We start from the raw sequence: 22,003 nt of genomic DNA on the forward strand, positions 1-22,003 counted from the left end.
TAAAATTCATGGTGCCAATCTGTCAGTCCAGTTTGTGGTTTACCCGCGAAGCGGCCAGTCCTGAAATGGCATAAACCTCAGGTTGTCGCTTTTCTCCGAGGCTGACGCGGCTTGCTGGCGGCCGACTTGCTGCCAGCCGTTTTGCTTTTCCCGCCACCGCGCCGCTTCTTCTTCCAAGGCGGCGCCGCACCGGCAGCCGGCCCGCTGATGGTCATGCGCATGCCGCTGCACCGCTCGACCAGCTTGCCCATCCACGCCGACTGCCGGGCGACGAACTCTTCCAGGCTCATCTCACCACTCTGCACCATGTCCAGCGCCTGCTCCCAGATCGCCGTGGTACCAGGGTCGGCGATGGCGCGGGGCACGGCATCGATCAGGCTGAAGGCCGCAGGCGTTGCGGCCAGTGCCTTGCCATTCTTCACCAGGTAGCCTCGGTCAAGCAGGCCCTGGATGATACTGGCGCGGGTGGCCTCGGTGCCGATGCCGGTGGTTTCCTTGAGCTTCTGCTTCAGGCGCGGATCATCCACCAGCTTGGCCACGTTCTTCATCGCCTTGATCAGGTCGCCTTCTGTGAACGGCTTGGGCGGCTGGGTCCACAGGTCTTTCAGTTGCAGGCCTTGTACATTGCAATCCTGGCCTTCGCGCAGTGCTGGCAGTACTTGGGCGGGTGGCGCTTCGCGGCCCTTGGCCGGGGTCAACGCCTCGGGCAGGGCGCGGCGCCAACCCGGCTCGACAATCTGCTTGCCCACCGCGCGCAGGGCATGGCCGGCACAGTCGAAGTCGGCCTGGGTGCGGTCATACTCATGGTTGGGCAGGAACTGTGCCAGGTAGCGGGCGCGGATCAGGGTATACACCGCCTTGTGCTTGGCCGGCAGGCGCGACGGGTCGCTGGCGGCGGCGGTGGGGATGATGCCGTGGTGGGCGCTGACCTTGGCGTCGTTCCATGCCCGCGAGCGGCGCTGCGGCTCCAGGTAGGGCTGTAAAGGCGCCAGGCTGGCATCGGCCCGTTGCAAGGCAGCGAGGATGGCCGGCGCTTCGGCGTGCTGGCTTTGCGGCAGGTAGCCGCAGTCGCTGCGCGGGTAGGTGATCAGCTTGTGGGTTTCGTACAGGGCCTGGGCGATGTCGAGGGTTTCCTGGGCGCCGAGGCCGAACTTTTTCGAGCACAGCTCCTGCAGGGTGCCGAGGTCGAAGGGGAGTGGTGCGGCTTCACGCACGCGCTCGGTGGCAACCTTGACGGCGCGGGCCGTGCCGGCGTTACCGATGTCGGTGGCCGCTTGTTGTGCCAAGGCTTGCTTCAGGCAGCGGCCTTGGTCGTCGCAGGCGTCCTCGGGGGCGCGCCATTGGGCATTGAAGTGTTGGCCGGCGTGTTCCAGTTGCACATCGATGGCCCAGAACGGCACGGGCACGAAGTCGGCGATGCTGCGGTCGCGGTCGACCACCAGGCGCAAGGTGGGCGTTTGCACCCGACCCACCGGCAACACGCCCTGGTAGCCGGATTGGCGGCCTAGCAGGGTGAACAGCCGGCTCATGTTCATGCCAATCAGCCAGTCGGCGCGCGAGCGGCCCAGCGCCGAGTGGTACAGGTTGAAGGTTTCGTGGCCGGGCAGCAGGCGGGCCAAGGCCTTGCGGATGGACGCGTCGTCCAGTGCCGACAGCCACAGGCGTTGCACCGGGCCGCGATAGCGGCAATGTTCGACCAGTTCGCGGGCGATCATTTCGCCTTCGCGGTCGGCGTCGGTGGCGATCACCAGTTCCCGCGCTTCGCCAAGCAGGCGTTTGACCGCTTTGAACTGGCTGGCGGTCTTGGGCTTGACCAGCATCTTCCACTTGTCCGGGATGATCGGCAGGTCGGCCAGGTTCCAGCGCTTGTAGCGTTCGTCGTAGCTGTCGGGCGGGGCGGTTTCCAGCAGGTGGCCGATGCACCAGGTGACGCAGACGTCGGTGCCTTGCCAGCAGCCGTCGCCCTTACGGTTGGCGCCGAGCACTTTGGCGATGTCTTTTGCCTGGGAGGGTTTTTCGCAGAGGAACAGGCGCATGGCCGGGAACGCTTCATCGGGGGTGATGGGCACTAGGATGCGCAAGCGGGGGCGCGGAGGCAAGTTTTATCTGGATGGATGTACAGGTTTTTGTCAGTGAGCGTGTCATTGACCTGTGCCGGCCTCTGCGCGGGCTTGCCCGCGCAGAGGCCGGTGCCGTTGTGGGTCAGGCGCGCGAGTCGCGCACCATGTCCACGTGCGGGATGCCGGCTTCGAGGAATTCCTCGCTGACTACGCGAAAGCCCAAGCGCTCGTAGAACGGCGTGGCATGCACCTGAGCGCTGAGCATCTGCTGCTTCAGGTCGCGGTTATGCGCTTCGACGATGACTGCGTTCATGAGCGCGTCACCCACTTTCAAGCCGCGCCAGTCCTTCAGCACCGATACCCGGCCGATAGTCCCGTCTGGCAGCAGGCGGGCAGTGCCGATCGGGTAGTCGCCTTCCAGGGCCAGGAAGTGTGCAGCGGTCGGGTCATCCGAGTCCCACTCCAGCTCCGGCGGTACATGCTGTTCGGCAATGAACACCGCCTCACGGATACGGCGAATGTCGGCGTTGTCTTTGTGCCAGTCGGCGAGGCGAACGCTGATCTTATTCATTGGCGAATCCCAGGCTTCCTTGTTTGACCAGCTGCTGTACCAGCATAAGGCCATCTTCGTCTTGCAGCCAGTCTGCCAGGTTGTCGATATGCAGGGCATCGGCCGCGCACACCAGCTTCAGCAGCTCGCGCAGTTTGCCTGGCAGCGGGCAGCTGCGGCCGCTGGCGAACAGCAGCAGGTCGTCTTCGAATTCCGACCAGGCCAGGCGTGCGCTTGGGTTGCGGATCAGGATGGCGCCTTGTTCCAGGGCATCGATCAGCTCTTCTTCGCTCAGCTCTTCGCCAACGATCTGCTCGGGGTAACGCGGCTCGGTCATGAACTGACCGAACCAGGTCAGCAGCAGGTCCTTGTCGTTCATGTGCTTGTCGAGCAGCGCCTTGAGGCGGTCGAGGGCGTCGTGCTGGATCTGGTGCGGGTCGCTGGCCGGCTGGGCGTCGGCATCGCTGTAGCGCTCTTCGTCAGGCAGGAACTGGCCCAGGAAGTCGGTGAAGTGGGTCAGCACTTCGGCGGCGCTTGGGGCGCGGAAGCCGACCGAGTAGGTCAGGCAGTCGTCCACGGCCACGCCGTAGTGGGCCAGGCGCGGTGGCAGGTAGAGCATGTCGCCTGGCTCCAGGGTCCATTCTTCGCTCTGCTCGAACTCGGCCAGGATACGCAGGTCGGCGTGCTCCAGCAGCGGGCTGTCGCTGCTGCACATCTGGCCGATCTTCCAGTTGCGCTGGCCGTGGCCTTGCAGCAGGAAGACGTCGTAGTTGTCGAAATGCGGGCCAACGCTGCCACCCGGGGCGGCGAAGCTGATCATCACGTCATCGATACGCCAGCTGGGCAGGAAGCGGAAGTTTTCCAGCAGTTCGGCCACTTCCGGGACGAACTGGTCCACGGCCTGTACCAGCAGGGTCCAGTCTTTTTCTGGCAGCTCGGCGAAGGTGTCTTCGTTGAACGGGCCGCGGCGCAGCTCCCACGGGTGGGCGCCGTGCTCCAGCACGATACGCGACTCGACTTCGTCTTCCAGGGCCAGGCCGGCCAGTTCGTCGGGGTCGATGGGGCTGATGAAGTCCGGGAAGGCCTGGCGCACCAGCAGCGGCTTCTTCTGCCAGTAGTCGCGCATGAATTCGCGGGCCGAGATGCCGCCGAGCAGCTGCAGTGGAGTATCAGGATTCATGTTCAACCTATTGAAAAAACGTAATTTTCGTACGGGAATAAAAACGCCCGGCCAGGCCGGGCGTTGTACGCGACGGTCAGCTTAGATGCGTTTGGCCTGCGCTGCCGCGTTACCGATGTAGGTAGCGGGGGTCAGCAGCTTGAGCTCGGCCTTGGCGTCGGCTGGCATGTCCAGGCCGTCGATGAAGGTCAGCAGCGCGTCCGGGGTGATGCCCTTGCCACGGGTCAGCTCTTTGAGCTTCTCGTAGGGGTTTTCGATGTTGAAGCGGCGCATCACGGTCTGGATCGGCTCGGCCAGCACTTCCCAGCAGGCGTCCAGGTCGGCGGCGATGCGGGCTTCGTTCACTTCCAGCTTGCCGATGCCTTTCAGGCTGGCTTCGTAGGCGATGACGCTGTGGGCAAAGCCCACGCCCAGGTTACGCAGCACGGTGGAGTCGGTCAGGTCACGCTGCCAGCGCGAGATCGGCAGCTTGCTGGCCAGGTGCTGGAACAGCGCGTTGGCGATACCCAGGTTGCCTTCGGAGTTTTCGAAGTCGATCGGGTTGACCTTGTGCGGCATGGTCGACGAGCCGATTTCGCCAGCGACGGTCTTCTGCTTGAAGTAGCCCAGCGAGATGTAGCCCCACACATCACGGTCGAAGTCGATCAGGATGGTGTTGAAGCGGGCAATGGCGTCGAACAGCTCGGCGATGTAGTCGTGCGGCTCGATCTGGGTGGTGTACGGGTTGAACTGCAGGCCCAGTTCGTCTTCGATGAAGGCGCGGGCGTTCTGCTCCCAGTCGATCTGCGAGTAGGCCGACAGGTGGGCGTTGTAGTTGCCCACGGCGCCGTTGATCTTGCCCAGCAGCGGCACGGCGGCAACCTGGGCGATCTGACGCTCCAGGCGGTACACCACGTTGGCCAGTTCTTTGCCCAGGGTGGTTGGCGAGGCTGGCTGGCCGTGGGTGCGCGACAGCATCGGCACGTCGGCGTGGGCGTGGGCCAGGGCACGGATGGCGTCGGCGATCTGGCGCATCAGCGGCAGCAGCACGTCGTCACGGCCGGCGCGCAGCATCAGGGCGTGGGACAGGTTGTTGATGTCCTCGCTGGTGCAGGCGAAGTGGATGAATTCGCTGACCTTGGCCAGCTCAGGCAGCTTGGCGGCCTGCTCCTTGAGGAGGTATTCGATCGCCTTGACGTCGTGGTTGGTGGTGCGCTCGATTTCCTTGACGCGCTCGGCGTGTTCCAGCTTGAAATCGGTGGCCAGGCTGTCCAGCAGGGCGTTGGCTTCGGCGGAGAACGCCGGCACTTCGCCGATTTGCGGGTGGGCGGCCAGGCGCTGCAGCCAGCGCACTTCGACCAGGGCGCGGAAACGGATCAGGCCGAATTCGCTGAAAATGGGGCGCAAGGCCTGGGTTTTGCCGGCATAACGGCCGTCTACAGGGGAAACCGCAGTGAGCGAAGAAAGCTGCATGGGGTGTTCTCGGACAGTCAGGCTTTTGGAAGGGCGCATATCATACATGAAAATCGCGCCCGAGTCGGGTGGCTGACCAAAGGTCGGGCCTATAAAAGCGTCTTCAGGAAGGCGAACGCATCATGTCGTACAGTTCGTTCAGCAACTTGCGTCGGCTGAACACCAGCTGCCAGCGGTGCCCGCCCAGCTGGCGCCACAGGCGCGCGGCGCGGATGCCGGCCAGCAGCAGGGCACGGATCTTGGAAGCGTTGCTGGCCTGCTGCAGGAAACGCATGTCGCCATGCACCTGGATGCGCTGGCGCAAGGTGCTGAGCGTGTCTTGGTACAAGGCTCCGCTGGAAGCAATGACGTTTTCATGAACCAGGCCGAAATGCTCGGCCTGGGACTGGATTTGCGGCAAGCGGTTGCCGATGGTGTCGAGCAGGTCGCCACGCTTGTTCAGCTGACGCTCCAGGCCCAGCATCGACAGGGCATAGCGCAGCGGCTCGCGCTGCAGGCTGCTGGGGTCGCGCTCCAGGGCGCCTGCCAGTGCACGGTAGCCGTCGCGCAGGTTCAGGTCGTCGCCGCCGAACACCTCCAGGGTGTCCTTGGGGTCACGCACCAGCAAGCTGCCGAGCATGCAGCCAATGTTGGCCTCGCTGGCCTGGCCGGTGCGGGCGATACGGTCAACCAGCACGGCAGCCTGGAATACACCGCCCAGGGCAATCAATTGCTCCTGCAGGTTGCTCATGCGCGCGGGCTCCACGGCTCGGCGGCTTCGATCACACCACCGCCCAGGCACACTTCGCCGTCGTAGAACACCACCGACTGGCCCGGGGTGACGGCGCGCTGCGGCTCGTCGAACACGGCGCGGTAGCCGGTTTCGGTCAGCTCAAGGGTGCATTGCTGGTCGCTCTGGCGGTAACGCACCTTGGCAGTCAGCTGGCGTGGGCGGCTGAGGTCGATCGGGTTGACCCAGAAAATTTCCGAGGCGAGCAGGGCGCGGGAGAACAGCCATGGGTGTTCGTTGCCCTGGCCGACCACCAGCACGTTGCGGGTCAGGTCCTTGTGCAGCACGTACCACGGCTCGTCACCGGCGTCTTTCAGGCCGCCAATCCCCAGGCCCTGGCGCTGGCCGATGGTGTGGTACATCAGGCCATGGTGGCGGCCGATCACTTCACCTTCGGTGGTTTCGATATCGCCCGGCTGGGCCGGCAGATACTGCTTGAGGAAGTCGCTGAAACGGCGCTCGCCAATGAAGCAGATGCCGGTGGAGTCCTTTTTCTTGGCGGTGGCCAGGCCGTGCTTTTCGGCGATGGCGCGCACCTCGGGCTTTTCCAGTTCGCCGACCGGGAACAGGGTGCGGGCGATTTCCTTGCCGCCGACGGCGTGCAGGAAGTAGCTCTGGTCCTTGTTCGGGTCCAGGCCCTTGAGCAGTTCGGTGATCTCACCGGTGTCGCGGCGGCGTACGTAGTGGCCGGTGGCGATCAGGTCGGCACCCAGCGACAGGGCGTAGTCGAGAAACGCCTTGAACTTGATTTCGCGGTTGCAGAGGATGTCTGGGTTGGGCGTGCGGCCAGCCTTGTATTCTTCAAGGAAGTGCTCGAACACGTTGTCCCAGTATTCGGCGGCGAAGTTGGCGGTGTGCAGCTTGATGCCGATGCGGTCGCACACGGCCTGGGCGTCGGCCAGGTCTTCGCGGGCGGTGCAGTATTCGGTGCCGTCGTCTTCTTCCCAGTTCTTCATGAACAGCCCTTCCACCTGGTATCCCTGCTCCATGAGCAGAAGGGCGGAGACGGAAGAGTCCACGCCGCCGGACATGCCGACGATGACGCGGGTCTTGGCGGGGTCTTTGAGTGCTGGGCTGGTCATGGGTACCGGTGTGTATCAGAGGGGAAAAACGCCGATTCTATCAAACCCGCGACGTTGCGTCAGTCGCGTAGCAGTTCGAGGCTGTGCAAGGGGCCCTTGAGGTAGTCGTCGAGGCAGCGCGGCACCAGCTCGCTGCGCCAGCGGGTGGGGTCGGCCAGCAGTTCGTCTTGGCTCAGCCACACGGCGCGGACGATGTCGCTGTCTAGGGCCAGGTCGGCATGGTGGCGCACGGGGCGGGCGGCAAAGCAGATGCGCTGGTACGTCACGCCGTTGCTTGGGGCGGTGTAGAGGTAGATGCCGACTACACCGGTGAGCTCGACTTCCCAGGCGGTTTCTTCCAGGGTTTCGCGCAGGGCGGCCTGGGGCAGGGTCTCGTTGGGTTCCAGGTGGCCGGCGGGTTGGTTGAAGACGTGCTGGTTGGCTTTGAATTCTTCGACGAAAAGGAACTTGCCTTCGTGTTCGACGATAGTGGCGACGGTGATGTGGGGTTGCCAGGTCATTAGTGAGTCCTTTTGCATGATTGGGCCGCAAAGCGGTCTCATTTCCCAGAAAGCACAAACCCCGGTGCGTGGCCGGGGTTTGTGCTGTTACTTCAAGCGAACCTTACAGGGCGGCAATGGCGCTGTTCAGGGTCTGGCTTGGGCGCATCACCTTGGCGGTCAGCTCGGCATCCGGGGCATAGTAGCCACCGATGTCGGCTGGCTTGCCCTGAACGGCGTTGAGCTCGGCGACGATAGTCTCCTCGTTCTCGGTCAGGGTTTTTGCCAGCGGGGCGAAGCGTGCCTGCAGGGCAGCGTCGTCAGTCTGGGCAGCCAGGGCCTGGGCCCAGTACAGGGTCAGGTAGAAGTGGCTGCCGCGGTTGTCGATACCGCCAACTTTGCGCGAAGGCGACTTGTTGGTGTCGAGGAACTTGCCGGTAGCCTGGTCCAGGGTGTTGGCCAGAACCTTGGCACGCGGGTTGTCGTAGGTGTTGCCCAGGTGCTCCAGGGAAGCGGCCAGGGCCAGGAACTCACCCAGCGAGTCCCAACGCAGGAAGTTCTCTTCAACCAGCTGCTGCACGTGCTTCGGAGCCGAACCGCCGGCGCCGGTTTCGAACAGGCCACCGCCGTTCATCAGTGGCACGATCGACAGCATCTTGGCGCTGGTGCCCAGTTCCATGATCGGGAACAGGTCGGTCAGGTAGTCACGCAGCACGTTGCCGGTCACCGAGATGGTGTCCTTGCCTTCGCGGATGCGGGCCAGGGAGAACTTGATGGCGTCGACCGGAGCCAGAACGCGGATGTCCAGGCCGGTGGTGTCGTGATCTTTCAGGTACTTCTGCACCTTCTCGATCATCACGCCGTCGTGGGCACGGGCCGGGTCCAGCCAGAACACCGCAGGGGTGTTGCTCAGGCGGGCACGGTTGACGGCCAGCTTGACCCAGTCCTGGATCGGCGCGTCTTTGGTCTGGCACATGCGGAAGATGTCGCCAGCTTCGACGTTCTGCTCAAGTACGACGTTGCCCTTGCCATCGACCACACGGACCACGCCGTCGGCCTTGATCTGGAAGGTCTTGTCGTGGGAGCCGTACTCTTCGGCTTTTTGCGCCATCAGGCCAACGTTCGGCACGCTGCCCATGGTGGTTGGGTCGAAGGCGCCGTTTTTCTTGCAGTCTTCGATGGTGGCCTGGTAGATGCCGGCGTAGCAACGGTCCGGGATCACGGCCTTGGTGTCTTGCAGTTCGCCAGCGGTGTTCCACATCTTGCCCGAGTCACGGATCATGGCCGGCATCGAAGCGTCGACAATGACGTCGCTCGGTACGTGCAGGTTGGTGATGCCTTTGTCGGAGTTGACCATGGCCAGGGCTGGGCGCTGAGCGTACAGGGCCTGGATGTCGGCTTCGATCTCGGCCTGCTTGTCGGCTGGCAGGTCCTTGATGCGGGCGTACAGGTCGCCGATGCCGTTGTTGGCGTTGAAGCCTACTTCAGCCAGGGCGGCGGCGTGCTTGGCCAGCACGTCGTTGTAGAACTCTTCGACGATGACGCCAAACATGATCGGGTCGGAAACCTTCATCATGGTGGCTTTCAGGTGTACCGACAGCAGTACGCCGGAGGCCTTGGCATCGGCGATCTGCTCGGCGATGAAGGCTTTCAGGGCCTTGCGGCTCATGGTGGCGCAGTCGATCACTTCAGCAGCTTTGACGGCGGTCTTTTCTTTCAGCACGGTGGTGCTGCCGTCTTTGCCGACCAGCTCGATGCGCAGGCTGTCGTCAGCTTCGATCAGGGCAGCTTTTTCGCTGCCGTAGAAGTCGCCCTGGGTCATGTGGGCAACGTGCGACTTGGAGTCGGCGGCCCAGGCGCCCATCTTGTGTGGGTGCTTGCGGGCGTAGTTCTTCACCGACAGCGGCGCACGGCGGTCGGAGTTGCCTTCGCGCAGCACCGGGTTCACGGCGGAACCCTTGATGCGGTCGTAGCGGGCGCGGGACTCTTTCTCGTCCTCGGTGGCCGGCTCGTCGGCGTAGTCAGGAATGTTGAAGCCCTTGCCTTGCAGTTCCTTGATCGCGGCTTTGAGCTGCGGTACCGAGGCGCTGATGTTCGGCAGCTTGATGATGTTGGCTTCAGGGGTGGTAGCCAGCTGGCCCAGTTCCGCCAGGTGATCGCCTACTCGCTTCTCTGCGCCCAGTTGCTCCGGGAAGGCGGCGAGGATACGGCCGGCCAGGGAGATGTCGCGGGTTTCGACGGCGATGTCAGCCGAAGCGGTGAAGGCTTCGACGATCGGCAGCAGCGAGTAAGTGGCGAGGGCGGGGGCTTCGTCGGTGAAGGTATAGATGATCTTGGAACGGGTGGGCATGCGGGTTAACTCTCTGTGTGCTGAGCGTGCTCGAGTCTCGTGGTGCGCAGGGTAGGCGCATCGCCCTGGCAACGCCATGAGCGGAAAGTCGAGAGGCTGCGAGCGGTGATGGTGGATGCATCAGTCGAGCGTCAAGTGCTGAACTGCGGTAACAGCCCAGGCTTTACGGCCATTCATGGCCTAGGGCGGTCCGCATTTTCCTGGGATTCGCCCCGATGACCCTTCGGTCGCGGCGCAGTATACCAAACCATTCGGGCTAATCAGCAAGGCCAAGTGATATCGGCCCATTTATAAGACCAAAGACTAAGCGGCAATGTGGCGGGTTGTCGCATGCCTTGCAGGTCGGCAGATGTGGTTTAGGCTCATTGCATCGCATGATGTCCAAACCACACCCGACAGCGGAGTAGTGCAAGCATGGGATACCAGAAAATCAAGGTTCCGACCGACGGCACCAAGATCACCGTCAATGCAGACCATTCGCTTAACGTGCCTGACCACCCGATCATTCCTTACATCGAAGGTGACGGGATCGGCGTCGATGTTTCGCCCGTGATGATCAAGGTGGTCGATGCCGCCGTGCAGAAGGCCTACGGCGGCAAGCGCAAGATTGCCTGGATGGAAGTGTACGCCGGCGAGAAGGCCACCCAGGTGTACGACCAGGACACCTGGCTGCCTCAGGAAACCCTCGACGCCGTGCGTGATTACGTGGTGTCGATCAAGGGCCCGCTGACAACCCCTGTGGGTGGCGGCATCCGCTCGCTCAACGTGGCCCTGCGCCAGCAACTGGACCTGTACGTGTGCCTGCGCCCGGTGCTGTGGTTCCAGGGTGTACCGAGCCCGGTGAAAAAGCCTGGCGACGTCGACATGGTGATCTTCCGTGAGAACTCCGAGGATATCTATGCCGGCATCGAGTGGAAGGCCGGCTCGCCCGAGGCCAACAAGGTGATCAAGTTCCTCAAGGAGGAAATGGGCGTCACCAAGATCCGCTTCGACCAGGACTGCGGCATTGGCGTGAAGCCGGTCTCGAAAGAAGGCACCAAGCGTCTGGTGCGCAAGGCCCTGCAATACGTGGTGGACAATGACCGCGAGTCGCTGACCCTGGTGCACAAAGGCAACATCATGAAGTTCACCGAAGGTGCCTTCAAAGACTGGGGGTACGAAGTGGCCCGGGATGAGTTTGGCGCCGAACTGCTCGATGGCGGCCCGTGGATGAAGTTCAAGAACCCCAAGACCGGCCGCGAGGTGATCGTCAAGGACGCCATCGCCGACGCCATGCTGCAGCAGATTCTGCTGCGCCCGGCCGAGTACGACGTGATCGCCACCCTCAACCTCAACGGTGACTACCTGTCCGACGCGCTGGCGGCGGAGGTAGGCGGTATCGGTATCGCGCCGGGCGCCAACCTGTCCGACACCGTGGCCATGTTCGAGGCCACCCACGGCACTGCGCCCAAGTATGCCGGGCAAGACAAGGTCAACCCGGGGTCGGTGATCCTGTCTGCAGAGATGATGTTGCGGCACATGGGCTGGACCGAGGCGGCCGACCTGATCATCAAGGGCACCAATGGCGCGATTGCGGCCAAGACCGTGACCTACGACTTCGAGCGGCTGATGGACGGGGCGAAGCTGGTGAGCAGCTCAGGCTTTGGCGATGAAATGATCAAGCATATGTAAGGCAAGAGAAAACCGGTCGCCTGGGTAAAGGGGCGACCGGTTTTTTCGTATTGCGACACGGGGCGGCGATCAGGCGCGCACGGTTTCGCTCGCGGCCTGGCCTTGGCTCTTGGCAGCCGCAGCGGCAGCGGCGTCCATTATCTTCACCGCGTGCAGGCCTTTGGGGCCCTGGATGATCTCGAACTCCACGGCCTGGCCAGCCTTCAGTGTTTTGTATCCGTCCATCTGGATGGCCGAGTAATGAGCGAAAAGGTCATCGGATTTACCTTCCTCGTTGATGAATCCGTAGCCCTTGGCATTGTTGAACCACTTGACTTTACCGCTTGCCATCCCTATGTCCCTCTGCAAAGGACTCCATCACTGGAGTATCATCCACTTCATCCGCATACGAACCTTGCGAAAAATCTGGTTGACTGCGCGGATCTTTATCGACCACGGTGGGTTCTTATTGGTTGTAACACCGTTTTACCGATAGTCAAGGTCGCCCGGCGCCTGCGCCGTTCGTGGCCTGTGCGGTCAACCCACAACCTTAACCTGACGCTCATGATGAAATTCTTTCCATGCATGCACCTAGTGAGATTCGACTAACATTCAATCAGGATCGCCCGCAATCGAATGAGGACGACGGCTCAGGTCTTGCAGTTCAGGAAGCCAAGCCGATCCTGCAGGCGCCACCGATGTACAAGGTGGTTTTGTTCAACGATGACTACACGCCGATGGATTTCGTCGTCGAAGTGCTCGAGACGTTCTTCAATCTGAACCGCGAGCTGGCGACCAAGATCATGCTGACCGTCCACACCGAAGGGCGGGCAGTGTGCGGATTGTTTACCCGTGACATCGCCGAAACAAAGGCTATGCAGGTCAACCAATACGCCAGGGAAAGCCAGCATCCGCTACTCTGTGAAATCGAGAAGGACGGTTAATCGCCGACCACTTGGGTATGAGGTGAAGCTATGTTAAACCGCGAGCTCGAAGTCACCCTCAATCTTGCCTTCAAGGAGGCCCGTTCGAAGCGTCATGAGTTCATGACCGTCGAACATCTGCTGCTGGCACTCCTTGACAATGAGGCTGCCGCGACCGTTCTGCGCGCCTGTGGCGCCAATCTCGACAAGCTCAAGCACGACCTGCAAGAGTTCATCGATTCCACCACGCCGCTGATTCCTGTCAACGACGAAGACCGTGAAACCCAGCCGACCCTGGGCTTCCAGCGGGTGCTGCAGCGTGCCGTGTTCCACGTGCAAAGCTCCGGCAAGCGCGAAGTGACCGGCGCCAACGTGCTGGTGGCGATCTTCAGCGAACAGGAAAGCCAGGCTGTGTTCCTGCTGAAACAGCAGAGCGTGGCCCGCATCGACGTGGTCAACTACATCGCCCATGGCATCTCCAAGGTGCCGGGGCATGGTTCGCAATCTGAAAGCGACCAGGACATGCAGGACGAAGAGGGTGGCGAAACCTCCTCTTCGAGCAACCCGCTGGACGCCTATGCCAGCAACCTGAACGAGCTGGCCCGTGCTGGCCGTATCGACCCGCTGGTGGGCCGCGAGCAGGAAGTGGAGCGCGTGGCGCAAATCCTGGCACGCCGGCGCAAGAACAACCCGTTGCTGGTGGGTGAGGCAGGCGTCGGCAAGACGGCTATCGCCGAAGGCCTGGCCAAGCGCATTGTCGATGGCCAGGTGCCCGACCTGTTGGCACAAAGCGTGGTGTATTCCCTTGACCTGGGCGCGCTGCTGGCCGGTACCAAATACCGTGGCGACTTCGAGAAGCGCTTCAAGGCGCTGCTCGGCGAGCTGCGCAAGCGCCCGCAGGCGATCCTGTTCATCGACGAAATCCACACCATCATCGGTGCCGGTGCGGCATCGGGCGGGGTGATGGATGCCTCCAACCTGCTCAAGCCGCTGCTGTCGTCGGGTGAGATCCGTTGCATCGGCTCGACCACCTTCCAGGAATTCCGCGGCATCTTCGAGAAGGACCGTGCCCTGGCACGTCGCTTCCAGAAGGTGGATGTCAGCGAGCCGTCGGTCGAAGACACCGTGGGCATTCTGCGCGGCCTGAAAGGGCGCTTCGAGAGCCATCACAACATCGAGTACAGCGACGAAGCCCTGCGCGCCGCCGCGGAACTGGCCTCGCGCTACATCAATGACCGGCACATGCCGGACAAGGCCATCGATGTGATTGACGAAGCCGGTGCCTACCAGCGCCTGCAGCCGGAGGCCATGCGCGTCAAGCGCATCGATGTGCCTCAAGTCGAGGATATCGTCGCCAAGATCGCGCGGATTCCGCCAAAGCACGTCACCAGCTCCGACAAGGAACTGCTGCGTAACCTTGAACGTGACCTGAAGCTGACCGTGTTCGGCCAAGATCAGGCTATCGACTCGCTGGCTACTGCCATCAAGCTGTCCCGTGCTGGCCTGAAGTCTCCAGACAAGCCTGTCGGTTCGTTCCTGTTCGCTGGCCCTACCGGCGTCGGCAAGACCGAAGCGGCGCGCCAGCTGGCCAAGGCCCTGGGCGTTGAGTTGGTGCGGTTCGACATGTCCGAGTACATGGAGCGCCACACCGTGTCGCGTCTGATCGGTGCGCCTCCTGGTTATGTAGGGTTCGACCAGGGTGGCTTGCTGACTGAGGCGATTACCAAGCAACCGCACTGCGTATTGCTGCTCGACGAAATCGAGAAGGCCCACCCGGAAGTCTTCAACCTGCTGCTGCAGGTGATGGACCACGGTACCCTGACCGACAACAATGGGCGCAAGGCCGACTTCCGTAACGTGATCCTGATCATGACCACCAACGCTGGCGCGGAAACGGCAGCGCGGGCCTCGATCGGCTTCACCCATCAGGACCACGCGTCCGATGCCATGGAAGTGATCCGTAAGAGCTTCACGCCAGAGTTCCGCAACCGTCTGGATACCATTATCCAGTTCGGCCGCCTGAGCACCGAGACGATCAAGAGCATCGTCGACAAGTTCCTTATCGAACTGCAGGCGCAGCTGGAAGACAAGCGTGTGCTGCTGGAAGTCAGCGATGCCGCACGCGGCTGGCTGGCGGTGTCTGGCTACGACGTGCAGATGGGGGCGCGGCCGATGGCGCGGCTGATCCAGGACAAGATCAAGCGGCCGCTGGCCGAGGAGATCCTGTTTGGCGAACTGGCCGAGCATGGTGGCGTGGTGCACGTCGACCTGCGCGATGGCGAGCTGGTGTTCGACTTCGAGACCACGGCTGAGGTGGCGTGATACAGGGGCCGCTTTGCGGCCTATCGCGAGCTATGCTCGCTCCTACGGGGGTATCGCGACCCCATGTAGGAGCGAGCGCAGCTCGCGATGGCCGCGACGCGGTTCTGACAGGGACAAAAAAGCCCGGCACATGGCCGGGCTTTTTCACGGCTTGAGCTTAGCGCGCACGGTAAGTGATGCGGCCCTTGCTCAGGTCGTATGGGGTCAGTTCGACGCGGACCTTGTCGCCAGTGAGAATACGGATGTAGTTCTTGCGCATCTTTCCGGAGATGTGCGCGGTTACGACGTGCCCGTTTTCCAACTCCACGCGGAACATGGTGTTGGGCAGGGTGTCGACGACAGTACCTTCCATTTCGAAGCTGTCTTCTTTCGACATGCAGTAGAGCCCTCGGATCCAGTGTTGGCCCGACGCATATCCGCATCGGGCAAAAAAGTGGCGTGGATTATGCCCGAAAACTGCGTGTCAAGCCAATGCTTTCAGTTGAGGGTGACCCAGCGCTGGTTTATCAGCAATTCGATGGGCCGATACTGCGTCTTGTAGTTCATTTTCTTGCAGTTCTTGATCCAGTAACCCAGGTATACCGCCTCTAGGTCCTGGCGCAGGGCTTCGGTGATTTGCCACAGGATGGCAAAGCGCCCCAGGCTGCGTCGCTCTTCGTCCGGTTCGTAGAAGGTGTACACCGCCGACAGGCCGTTGGGCAGCAGGTCGCATACGGCCACTGCCATCAAGCGGCCTTCCAGGCGGAACTCGTAGAACCAGCAGAACGGCAGGTCGCGCACCAGAAAGGTAGAAAACTGGTCGCGGCTGGGCGGGTACATGTCACCGTCGGCGTGGCGTGTTTCGATATAGCGCCGGTACAGCTCGAAGTACTCTTCCTTGAACGTTGGGCGCGCCGCCGTCACGGTCAGGTCGGCATTGCGCTTGAGGATGCGCCGTTGCTGGCGGTTGGGGATAAAGCGCGCCGCCGGGATGCGTGCCGGCACGCAGGCGTTGCAGTTCTGGCAGTGCGGGCGGTACAGATGGTCACCACTGCGGCGGAAGCCCATTTCCGACAGGTCGGCGTACACGTTCACGTCCATCGGCTGGCTGGGGTCGAGGAACAGCGTGGTGGCCTGCTCCTCGGGCAGGTAGCTGCAGGAGTGGGGCTGAGTGGCATAAAACTTCAACCGCGCCAACTCTGTCATGATCAACCCCCTCGGTGAGACTTTGTTTTAAGTGTAAGCCAGCTACGGGAACTCGCCTAGGCAACCCACGTGGCGCTGTTGGGCTGGTCGAGGTGGCGTGCCAGGTAGCCGGCGAATTCGGCGCGGCTGATGGTGTGGGCGCCCAGGCTGTGCAGGTGGTTGGTGGGCATCTGGCAGTCGATCAGCACGAACCCGGCCTGGCGCAGGTGGTTGACCAAGGTCACGAAGCCGACCTTGGAGGCGTTGTCGGCGCGGCTGAACATCGATTCACCGAAGAACAGCTGGCCCATGGCCAGGCCGTACAGGCCGCCGACCAGTTCGCCGTCCTGGCGCACTTCCACCGAGTGGGCAATGCCGCGTCGGTGCAGTTCGCAGTAGGCGTTGCGCATGGTGTCGGTGATCCAGGTGCCGTCGGCGTAGTCGCGTGGCGCGGCGCAGGCGGCGATCACGGCGGGGAAGTCGGTGTCGAAGCTGACCTGGTAGCGGCCCTGGCGCATCAGCTTGGCCAGTGAGCGTGATACGTGCAGTTGGTCGGGCAACAGCACCGTGCGCGGGTCGGGTGACCACCACAGGATCGGCTGGCCATCCTGATACCACGGGAAGCAACCGTGACGATAGGCCTGGACCAGGCGCTCGGGGGTAAGGTCGCCGCCGGCGGCCAGCAGGCCGTTGGGGTCGTGCAGGGCCTTTTCCAAGGGCGGGAAGGTCAGCGAGTCGCGGGTCAGCCAGGTGAGCATGGTCTATCGTGCGGTGGGGGAGGGGAGAGGGCAGCATGGCCTGCGCGCATGGCAGGGTCAATGGTTGTGGCTTCTTTGCGGGGGGTGAATTCAGGCAATTTCCTACACATTCATGAAACCGCAGGCACCATCCGCTACATTTGCTGTCACACCTGTGCAAAAACACAGCATAAGCCTTTGTCACAAAAGAAAATGCGTGCTCAAATTGCAGGTATATGAAAGTCGCCCCCGGCCAAACCCCCATACGGCGTGCCGCCATGGCGGCTGTCGGGCAGTAATGTTAAAAGTAGTGGTTAATTGGCCGCACCGCCGGCCGATCACTATTGGACGCGCAGCACGCGCAGGAATAGACGCGTTTTGAAGAAATCCACCGCAACCCCAGCTCCTTTGCCCGTGCCCCTGTGGCGGCAGCAGCTGCATTATCGCCTCAAGGAAGGTGCGTTGATCGCTGTCGGCGCTCTGTGCCTGTACCTGTGGATGGCCCTGCTGACCTACGACACTTCGGACCCGGGCTTCAGCCACACCGCCACCGTCGACCAGGTGCAGAACGCCGCCGGGCGTGCCGGCGCCTACTTCGCCGATATCCTGTTCATGGTGCTGGGTTACTTCGCCTATATCTTCCCGCTGCTGCTGGCGGTGAAGACCTGGCAGATCTTCCGCGAACGCCACCAGCCGTGGGACTGGAGTGGCTGGCTGTTCTCCTGGCGGTTGATCGGCCTGGTGTTTCTGGTGTTGTCCGGGGCGGCGCTGGCGCATATCCACTTCCACCCGCCGGCGAGCTTGCCGTTCTCTGCAGGTGGCGCATTGGGCGAAAGCCTCGGTGACCTGGCGCGCAACCTGCTGAACGTGCAGGGCAGCACGCTGATGTTCATTGCCCTGTTCCTGTTCGGCCTGACGGTGTTCACCGACTTGTCGTGGTTCAAGGTGATGGACCTGACCGGCAAGATCACCCTCGACCTGTTCGAGCTGGTGCAGGGCGCCGCTAACCGTTGGTGGGAAGCCCGCAACGAGCGCAAACGCCTGGAGGCGCAACTGCGCGAGGATGAGCCGGTGATCAAGCCCGCGCCGATGGCTGCCGAGAAGCGTGAGCCGGCCAAGCCGGCGTTGCGTGAGCGCATTTTCAAACGTGAAGAAGCGCCGGCCCCAGTCGTTGAGCCCCGTGAGCCGACGCTTGGCCGTGAGCCTGTTGTGCCACCACGTGAGGCCGCCCGTGAGCCCGTAGTGCCGCGTGAAACCGTGGTCCCGCGCGAGCAGCATGCCGCCCCGACCATCGTGCCACCCGCCGCCGCCAAGGCCCCGGAGCCGAGCAAGCGGGTGATGAAGGAGAAGCAGGCACCGCTGTTCATCGACAGCGCGGTAGAAGGCACCTTGCCGTCGATTTCCATCCTCGACCCTGCCGAGCAGAAGAAGATCGAGTATTCGCCAGAGTCCCTGGCCGGTGTCGGCCAACTGCTGGAAATCAAACTCAAGGAATTCGGTGTAGAAGTGGCGGTGGACTCAATCCACCCCGGCCCGGTGATTACCCGTTACGAAATCCAGCCGGCCGCTGGCGTGAAGGTCAGCCGCATCGCCAACCTGGCCAAGGACCTGGCGCGCTCGCTGGCCGTGACCAGCGTGCGCGTGGTCGAGGTGATCCCCGGCAAGACCACCGTGGGTATCGAGATCCCCAACGAAAACCGGCAGATGGTGCGCTTCTCCGAGGTGCTGGCCACCCCGCAGTACGACGAGCAGAAGTCCCCGGTCACACTGGCCCTGGGCCACGACATCGGCGGCAAGCCGGTGATTACCGACCTGGCCAAGATGCCCCACCTGCTGGTGGCCGGTACTACCGGCTCCGGTAAGTCGGTAGGTGTGAACGCGATGATTCTGTCGATTCTGTTCAAGTCCAGCCCGGAAGATGCGCGGCTGATCATGATCGACCCGAAAATGCTTGAACTGTCGATCTACGAAGGCATCCCGCACCTGCTGTGCCCGGTGGTCACCGACATGAAAGACGCCGCCAACGCCCTGCGCTGGAGCGTGGCCGAGATGGAGCGGCGCTACAAGCTGATGGCGGCCATGGGCGTGCGTAACCTGGCCGGCTTCAACCGCAAGATCAAGGACGCCCAGGAAGCCGGCGAAATCATCCACGACCCGCTGTACCGCCGCGAGAGCATGGACGACGAGCCGCCAGCGCTGAAAACCTTGCCGACCATCGTGGTGGTGGTGGACGAGTTCGCCGACATGATGATGATCGTCGGCAAGAAGGTCGAAGAGCTGATCGCCCGTATCGCCCAGAAGGCGCGGGCAGCCGGTATCCACCTGATTCTCGCCACCCAGCGCCCGTCGGTGGATGTCATTACCGGCCTGATCAAGGCCAACATCCCGACCCGCATGGCGTTCCAGGTGTCGAGCAAGATCGACTCACGCACCATCATCGACCAGGGTGGTGCCGAGCAGCTGTTGGGTCATGGTGACATGCTGTACATGCCACCGGGCACCAGCCTGCCAATCCGCGTCCACGGTGCGTTCGTTTCCGACGACGAAGTGCACCGTACGGTCGAGGCCTGGAAGCTGCGTGGCGCGCCGGATTACAACGACGACATCCTCAACGGTGTGGAAGAAGCCGGCAGTGGCTTCGATGGCGGCGGCGGTGGTGGCGGTGATGGTGAAGATTCGGAGAGCGACGCCCTGTATGATGAGGCCGTGCAATTCGTGCTGGAAAGCCGCCGCGCGTCCATCTCGGCAGTGCAGCGCAAGCTGAAAATTGGTTACAACCGCGCCGCCCGCATGATCGAAGCCATGGAAATGGCCGGTGTGGTCACCCCCATGAACAGCAACGGCTCGCGGGAAGTGATTGCCCCGGGCGGCCCGCGCGACTGAAGAACACCTTGCCGGGCGCCAACGGTGGCGCCCGGCCTTTTCAATGCTCAATGAGGATTCCCATGCGCGCGATTCGCATGCTGTTGGTTTCTGCCCTGACCCTGGGCTCGGTTACTGCTTATGCCGGTGAGCAAGACGTACAACGCCTGACCCAGCTGCTGGAAAAGTCGCAGACCATCGAGGCCAACTTCTCCCAGCTGACCCTCGGCGCCGATGGCACCAGCCTGCAGGAAACCTCGGGCAGGATGGCGGTCAAGCGCCCGGGCCTGTTCTACTGGCACACTGATGCGCCGCAGGAGCAGGTGGTGGTTTCGGACGGAAAGAACGTCACCCTGTGGGACCCGGACCTGGAACAGGCCACCATCAAGAAGCTCGATGTGCGACTGAACCAGACCCCTGCGCTGCTGCTGTCCGGTGATGTGTCGAAGATCAGCCAGAGTTTCGACATTGCTTCCAAGGAGCAGGGCGAGGTGATGGACTTCACCCTCAAGCCGAAGACCAAGGACACCCTGTTCGACTCGCTGCGCGTGTCGTTCCGCAAAGGCCTGATCAATGACATGCAGCTGATCGACAGTGTCGGCCAGCGCACCAACATCCTGTTCAATGGCGTCAAGGCCAACCAGGCGGTGCCGGACAGCCAGTTCAAGTTCGACATCCCCAAAGGCGCGGACGTGATCAAGGAGTAACCAGAGCCCGTCATGGACCTGTTTCGAAGCGAACCCGTCGCCCAGCCCCTGGCCGCTCGCCTGCGCCCGTCCAACCTGGACGAGTACGTGGGCCAGGAGCACCTGCTGGCGCGCGGTAAGCCGTTGCGCGAGGCGCTGGAGCAGGGTGCGCTGCACTCGATGATCTTCTGGGGGCCGCCGGGGGTGGGCAAGACCACCCTTGCGCGGCTGCTGGCGCAGTTTTGTGACGCGCATTTCGAAACCGTGTCGGCGGTACTGGCCGGGGTGAAAGAAATCCGCCAGGCCGTTGAAGTGGCCAAGCAGCAGGCCGGCCAGTATGGCCGCCGCACCATCCTGTTCGTCGACGAAGTACACCGCTTCAACAAGTCGCAGCAGGATGCCTTTTTGCCCTACGTGGAAGACGGCACGCTGCTGTTCATCGGTGCCACCACTGAAAACCCCTCCTTCGAGCTGAACAACGCGTTGCTGTCGCGGGCGCGGGTGTACGTGCTCAAAAGTCTGGACGAGGCGGCATTGCGCAAGCTGGTGAACCGTGCGCTGACCGAGGAGCGCGGGCTGGGCAAGCGCAACCTGCGGGTGGGCGACGACGCCTTCAAGATGCTGATGGCTGCCGCCGATGGCGATGGGCGGCGCATGCTCAACTTCCTTGAGAACGCCTCGGACCTGGCCGAAGACGGCAGCGAGATTGACGTCGAGATGCTGCAAAGCCTGCTCGGCGATAGCCGCCGTCGTTTCGACAAGGGGGGTGAGGCGTTCTACGACCAGATCTCCGCGCTGCACAAGTCGGTGCGCGGTTCCAACCCCGATGGCGCCCTGTACTGGTTTGCGCGCATGCTCGACGGCGGTTGCGACCCGCTGTACATCGCCCGCCGCGTGGTGCGCATGGCCAGCGAGGATATCGGTAACGCCGACCCGCGAGCGCTCAGCCTGTGCCTGGCGGCGTGGGACGTGCAGGAACGCCTGGGCAGCCCCGAAGGCGAGCTGGCCGTGGCCCAGGCCATCACCTACCTGGCCTGTGCGCCGAAGAGCAACGCGGTGTACATGGGCTTCAAGACCGCCCTGCGTGAAGCGGCCGAACATGGCTCGCTGGAGGTGCCACTGCACTTGCGCAACGCCCCGACCAAGCTGATGAAACAGCTGGGCTATGGTGACGAGTACCGCTACGCCCATGATGAACCCGACGCTTATGCCGCCGGTGAAGATTACTTCCCTGATGAACTGGAGCCGCGTCAGTACTACCAGCCAGTGCCCCGTGGCCTGGAACTGAAGATTGGCGAGAAGCTACGCTACCTGGCCGAGCTCGACCGCAACAGCCCCCGTCAACGGAGAAAACCGTGATTGCACTCATCGCTGCGGTCAGCGCGGGCGGTATCGCCGGTACCTTGTTGCGCTTTGCTACCGCCAACTGGGTAGCGGCCCACTGGCCACGGCACTTCTATGCCGGTACGCTGGCGGTCAACCTGGTTGGCTGCCTGCTGATCGGCCTGCTCTACGGCCTGTTCCTGCACAAGCCGCTGGCGCCGGTCGAGCTGCGCGCCGGCCTGATTGTCGGCTTCCTCGGCGGCCTGACAACCTTTTCCTCCTTCTCGCTCGATACCGTGCGCCTGATGGAAAGCGGGCAGGTGCCCCTTGCCTTGGGCTATACCAGTATCAGCGTGGTGGGCGGGCTGCTCGCGACCTGGGCCGGCCTGTCCCTGACCCGATTCTGAACCAACA

Annotated in this window: 19 protein-coding genes; 7 read left to right on the plus strand and 12 right to left on the minus strand. The window is 62.7% G+C overall.

Annotated elements, in window-relative coordinates; translation table 11 throughout:
* Nucleotides 1–77 precede the first annotated feature (77 nt).
* The 8 genes from D8767_RS10805 to D8767_RS10840 form a co-directional block, all read right to left on the minus strand.
* A complete protein-coding gene (locus D8767_RS10805) occupies nucleotides 78–2,036 on the minus strand; it encodes a DNA topoisomerase III (protein ID WP_028699042.1) in 1,959 nt (652 codons plus the stop codon).
* Between the two features lie 166 nt (nucleotides 2,037–2,202).
* Nucleotides 2,203–2,631 (minus strand): GNAT family N-acetyltransferase, encoded by a 429-nt coding sequence (locus D8767_RS10810; RefSeq protein WP_016711509.1) that lies wholly within the window; start codon nucleotides 2,629–2,631, stop codon nucleotides 2,203–2,205.
* Nucleotides 2,624–3,790: a cupin domain-containing protein gene (locus tag D8767_RS10815; RefSeq protein ID WP_016711508.1), complete on the minus strand. Its 1,167-nt coding sequence runs from the start codon at nucleotides 3,788–3,790 to the stop codon at nucleotides 2,624–2,626. Before D8767_RS10815 ends, D8767_RS10810 begins: the two co-directional genes overlap by 8 nt.
* 81 nt (nucleotides 3,791–3,871) lie before the next feature.
* Entirely contained in the window at nucleotides 3,872–5,242 is a 1,371-nt protein-coding gene (purB, locus tag D8767_RS10820; RefSeq protein WP_033693092.1) for an adenylosuccinate lyase, read from the minus strand.
* 103 nt (nucleotides 5,243–5,345) lie between these two features.
* The gene (gene hflD, locus D8767_RS10825) at nucleotides 5,346–5,972 is read right to left on the minus strand and encodes a high frequency lysogenization protein HflD (RefSeq protein WP_016711506.1); all 627 of its coding nucleotides are present in this window, start codon (nucleotides 5,970–5,972) and stop codon (nucleotides 5,346–5,348) included.
* A complete protein-coding gene (gene mnmA / locus D8767_RS10830; protein ID WP_016711505.1) occupies nucleotides 5,969–7,093 on the minus strand; it encodes a tRNA 2-thiouridine(34) synthase MnmA in 1,125 nt (374 codons plus the stop codon). The genes hflD and mnmA overlap by 4 nt, the downstream gene beginning before the upstream one ends.
* 59 nt (nucleotides 7,094–7,152) lie before the next feature.
* Entirely contained in the window at nucleotides 7,153–7,593 is a 441-nt protein-coding gene (locus D8767_RS10835) for an NUDIX hydrolase (protein WP_016711504.1), read from the minus strand.
* 103 nt (nucleotides 7,594–7,696) lie between these two features.
* Nucleotides 7,697–9,922, minus strand: coding sequence for an NADP-dependent isocitrate dehydrogenase (locus D8767_RS10840; RefSeq protein ID WP_016711503.1), 2,226 nt, complete (start codon nucleotides 9,920–9,922; stop codon nucleotides 7,697–7,699).
* Between the two features lie 414 nt (nucleotides 9,923–10,336).
* Here D8767_RS10840 and icd point away from each other — a divergent pair, with 414 nt between their 5' ends.
* Nucleotides 10,337–11,593, plus strand: a complete 1,257-nt coding sequence (gene icd, locus D8767_RS10845; RefSeq protein ID WP_016711502.1) for an NADP-dependent isocitrate dehydrogenase — start codon at nucleotides 10,337–10,339, stop codon at nucleotides 11,591–11,593.
* 69 nt (nucleotides 11,594–11,662) lie between these two features.
* Here icd and cspD read toward each other — a convergent pair whose 3' ends face one another.
* Entirely contained in the window at nucleotides 11,663–11,923 is a 261-nt protein-coding gene (cspD, locus tag D8767_RS10850) for a cold shock domain-containing protein CspD (protein ID WP_016711501.1), read from the minus strand.
* 230 nt (nucleotides 11,924–12,153) lie between these two features.
* Here cspD and clpS point away from each other — a divergent pair, with 230 nt between their 5' ends.
* Nucleotides 12,154–12,516: an ATP-dependent Clp protease adapter ClpS gene (clpS, locus tag D8767_RS10855; RefSeq protein WP_013973290.1), complete on the plus strand. Its 363-nt coding sequence runs from the start codon at nucleotides 12,154–12,156 to the stop codon at nucleotides 12,514–12,516.
* Between the two features lie 30 nt (nucleotides 12,517–12,546).
* A complete protein-coding gene (clpA, locus tag D8767_RS10860) occupies nucleotides 12,547–14,817 on the plus strand; it encodes an ATP-dependent Clp protease ATP-binding subunit ClpA (RefSeq protein WP_016711500.1) in 2,271 nt (756 codons plus the stop codon).
* Between the two features lie 157 nt (nucleotides 14,818–14,974).
* Here clpA and infA read toward each other — a convergent pair whose 3' ends face one another.
* The 3 genes from infA to aat form a co-directional block, all read right to left on the minus strand.
* Nucleotides 14,975–15,193: a translation initiation factor IF-1 gene (infA, locus tag D8767_RS10865; protein ID WP_002553999.1), complete on the minus strand. Its 219-nt coding sequence runs from the start codon at nucleotides 15,191–15,193 to the stop codon at nucleotides 14,975–14,977.
* 101 nt (nucleotides 15,194–15,294) lie between these two features.
* The gene (locus tag D8767_RS10870) at nucleotides 15,295–16,002 is read right to left on the minus strand and encodes an arginyltransferase (protein WP_016711499.1); all 708 of its coding nucleotides are present in this window, start codon (nucleotides 16,000–16,002) and stop codon (nucleotides 15,295–15,297) included.
* Nucleotides 16,003–16,058: 56 nt separating this feature from the next.
* A complete protein-coding gene (gene aat, locus D8767_RS10875; protein WP_016711498.1) occupies nucleotides 16,059–16,739 on the minus strand; it encodes a leucyl/phenylalanyl-tRNA--protein transferase in 681 nt (226 codons plus the stop codon).
* 297 nt (nucleotides 16,740–17,036) lie between these two features.
* On the opposite strand from aat, the gene D8767_RS10880 reads away from it, so the two are divergent.
* The 4 genes from D8767_RS10880 (at nucleotide 17,037) to crcB (ending at nucleotide 21,996) form a co-directional block, all read left to right on the plus strand.
* A complete protein-coding gene (locus tag D8767_RS10880; RefSeq protein WP_371059034.1) occupies nucleotides 17,037–19,601 on the plus strand; it encodes a DNA translocase FtsK in 2,565 nt (854 codons plus the stop codon).
* Between the two features lie 62 nt (nucleotides 19,602–19,663).
* Entirely contained in the window at nucleotides 19,664–20,287 is a 624-nt protein-coding gene (lolA, locus tag D8767_RS10885; RefSeq protein WP_016711496.1) for an outer membrane lipoprotein chaperone LolA, read from the plus strand.
* A gap of 12 nt (nucleotides 20,288–20,299) precedes the next feature.
* Nucleotides 20,300–21,625 carry a replication-associated recombination protein A gene (locus D8767_RS10890; protein ID WP_016711495.1) on the plus strand — a complete coding sequence of 442 codons (1,326 nt, stop codon included), beginning with the start codon at nucleotides 20,300–20,302 and terminating at the stop codon, nucleotides 21,623–21,625.
* The gene (crcB, locus tag D8767_RS10895) at nucleotides 21,622–21,996 is read left to right on the plus strand and encodes a fluoride efflux transporter CrcB (RefSeq protein ID WP_016711494.1); all 375 of its coding nucleotides are present in this window, start codon (nucleotides 21,622–21,624) and stop codon (nucleotides 21,994–21,996) included. Before D8767_RS10890 ends, crcB begins: the two co-directional genes overlap by 4 nt.
* The last annotated feature ends 7 nt before the right edge of the window (nucleotides 21,997–22,003 follow it).

Source organism: Pseudomonas sp. LTGT-11-2Z, assembly GCF_003691445.1.
Classification (GTDB): domain Bacteria; phylum Pseudomonadota; class Gammaproteobacteria; order Pseudomonadales; family Pseudomonadaceae; genus Aquipseudomonas; species Aquipseudomonas monteilii.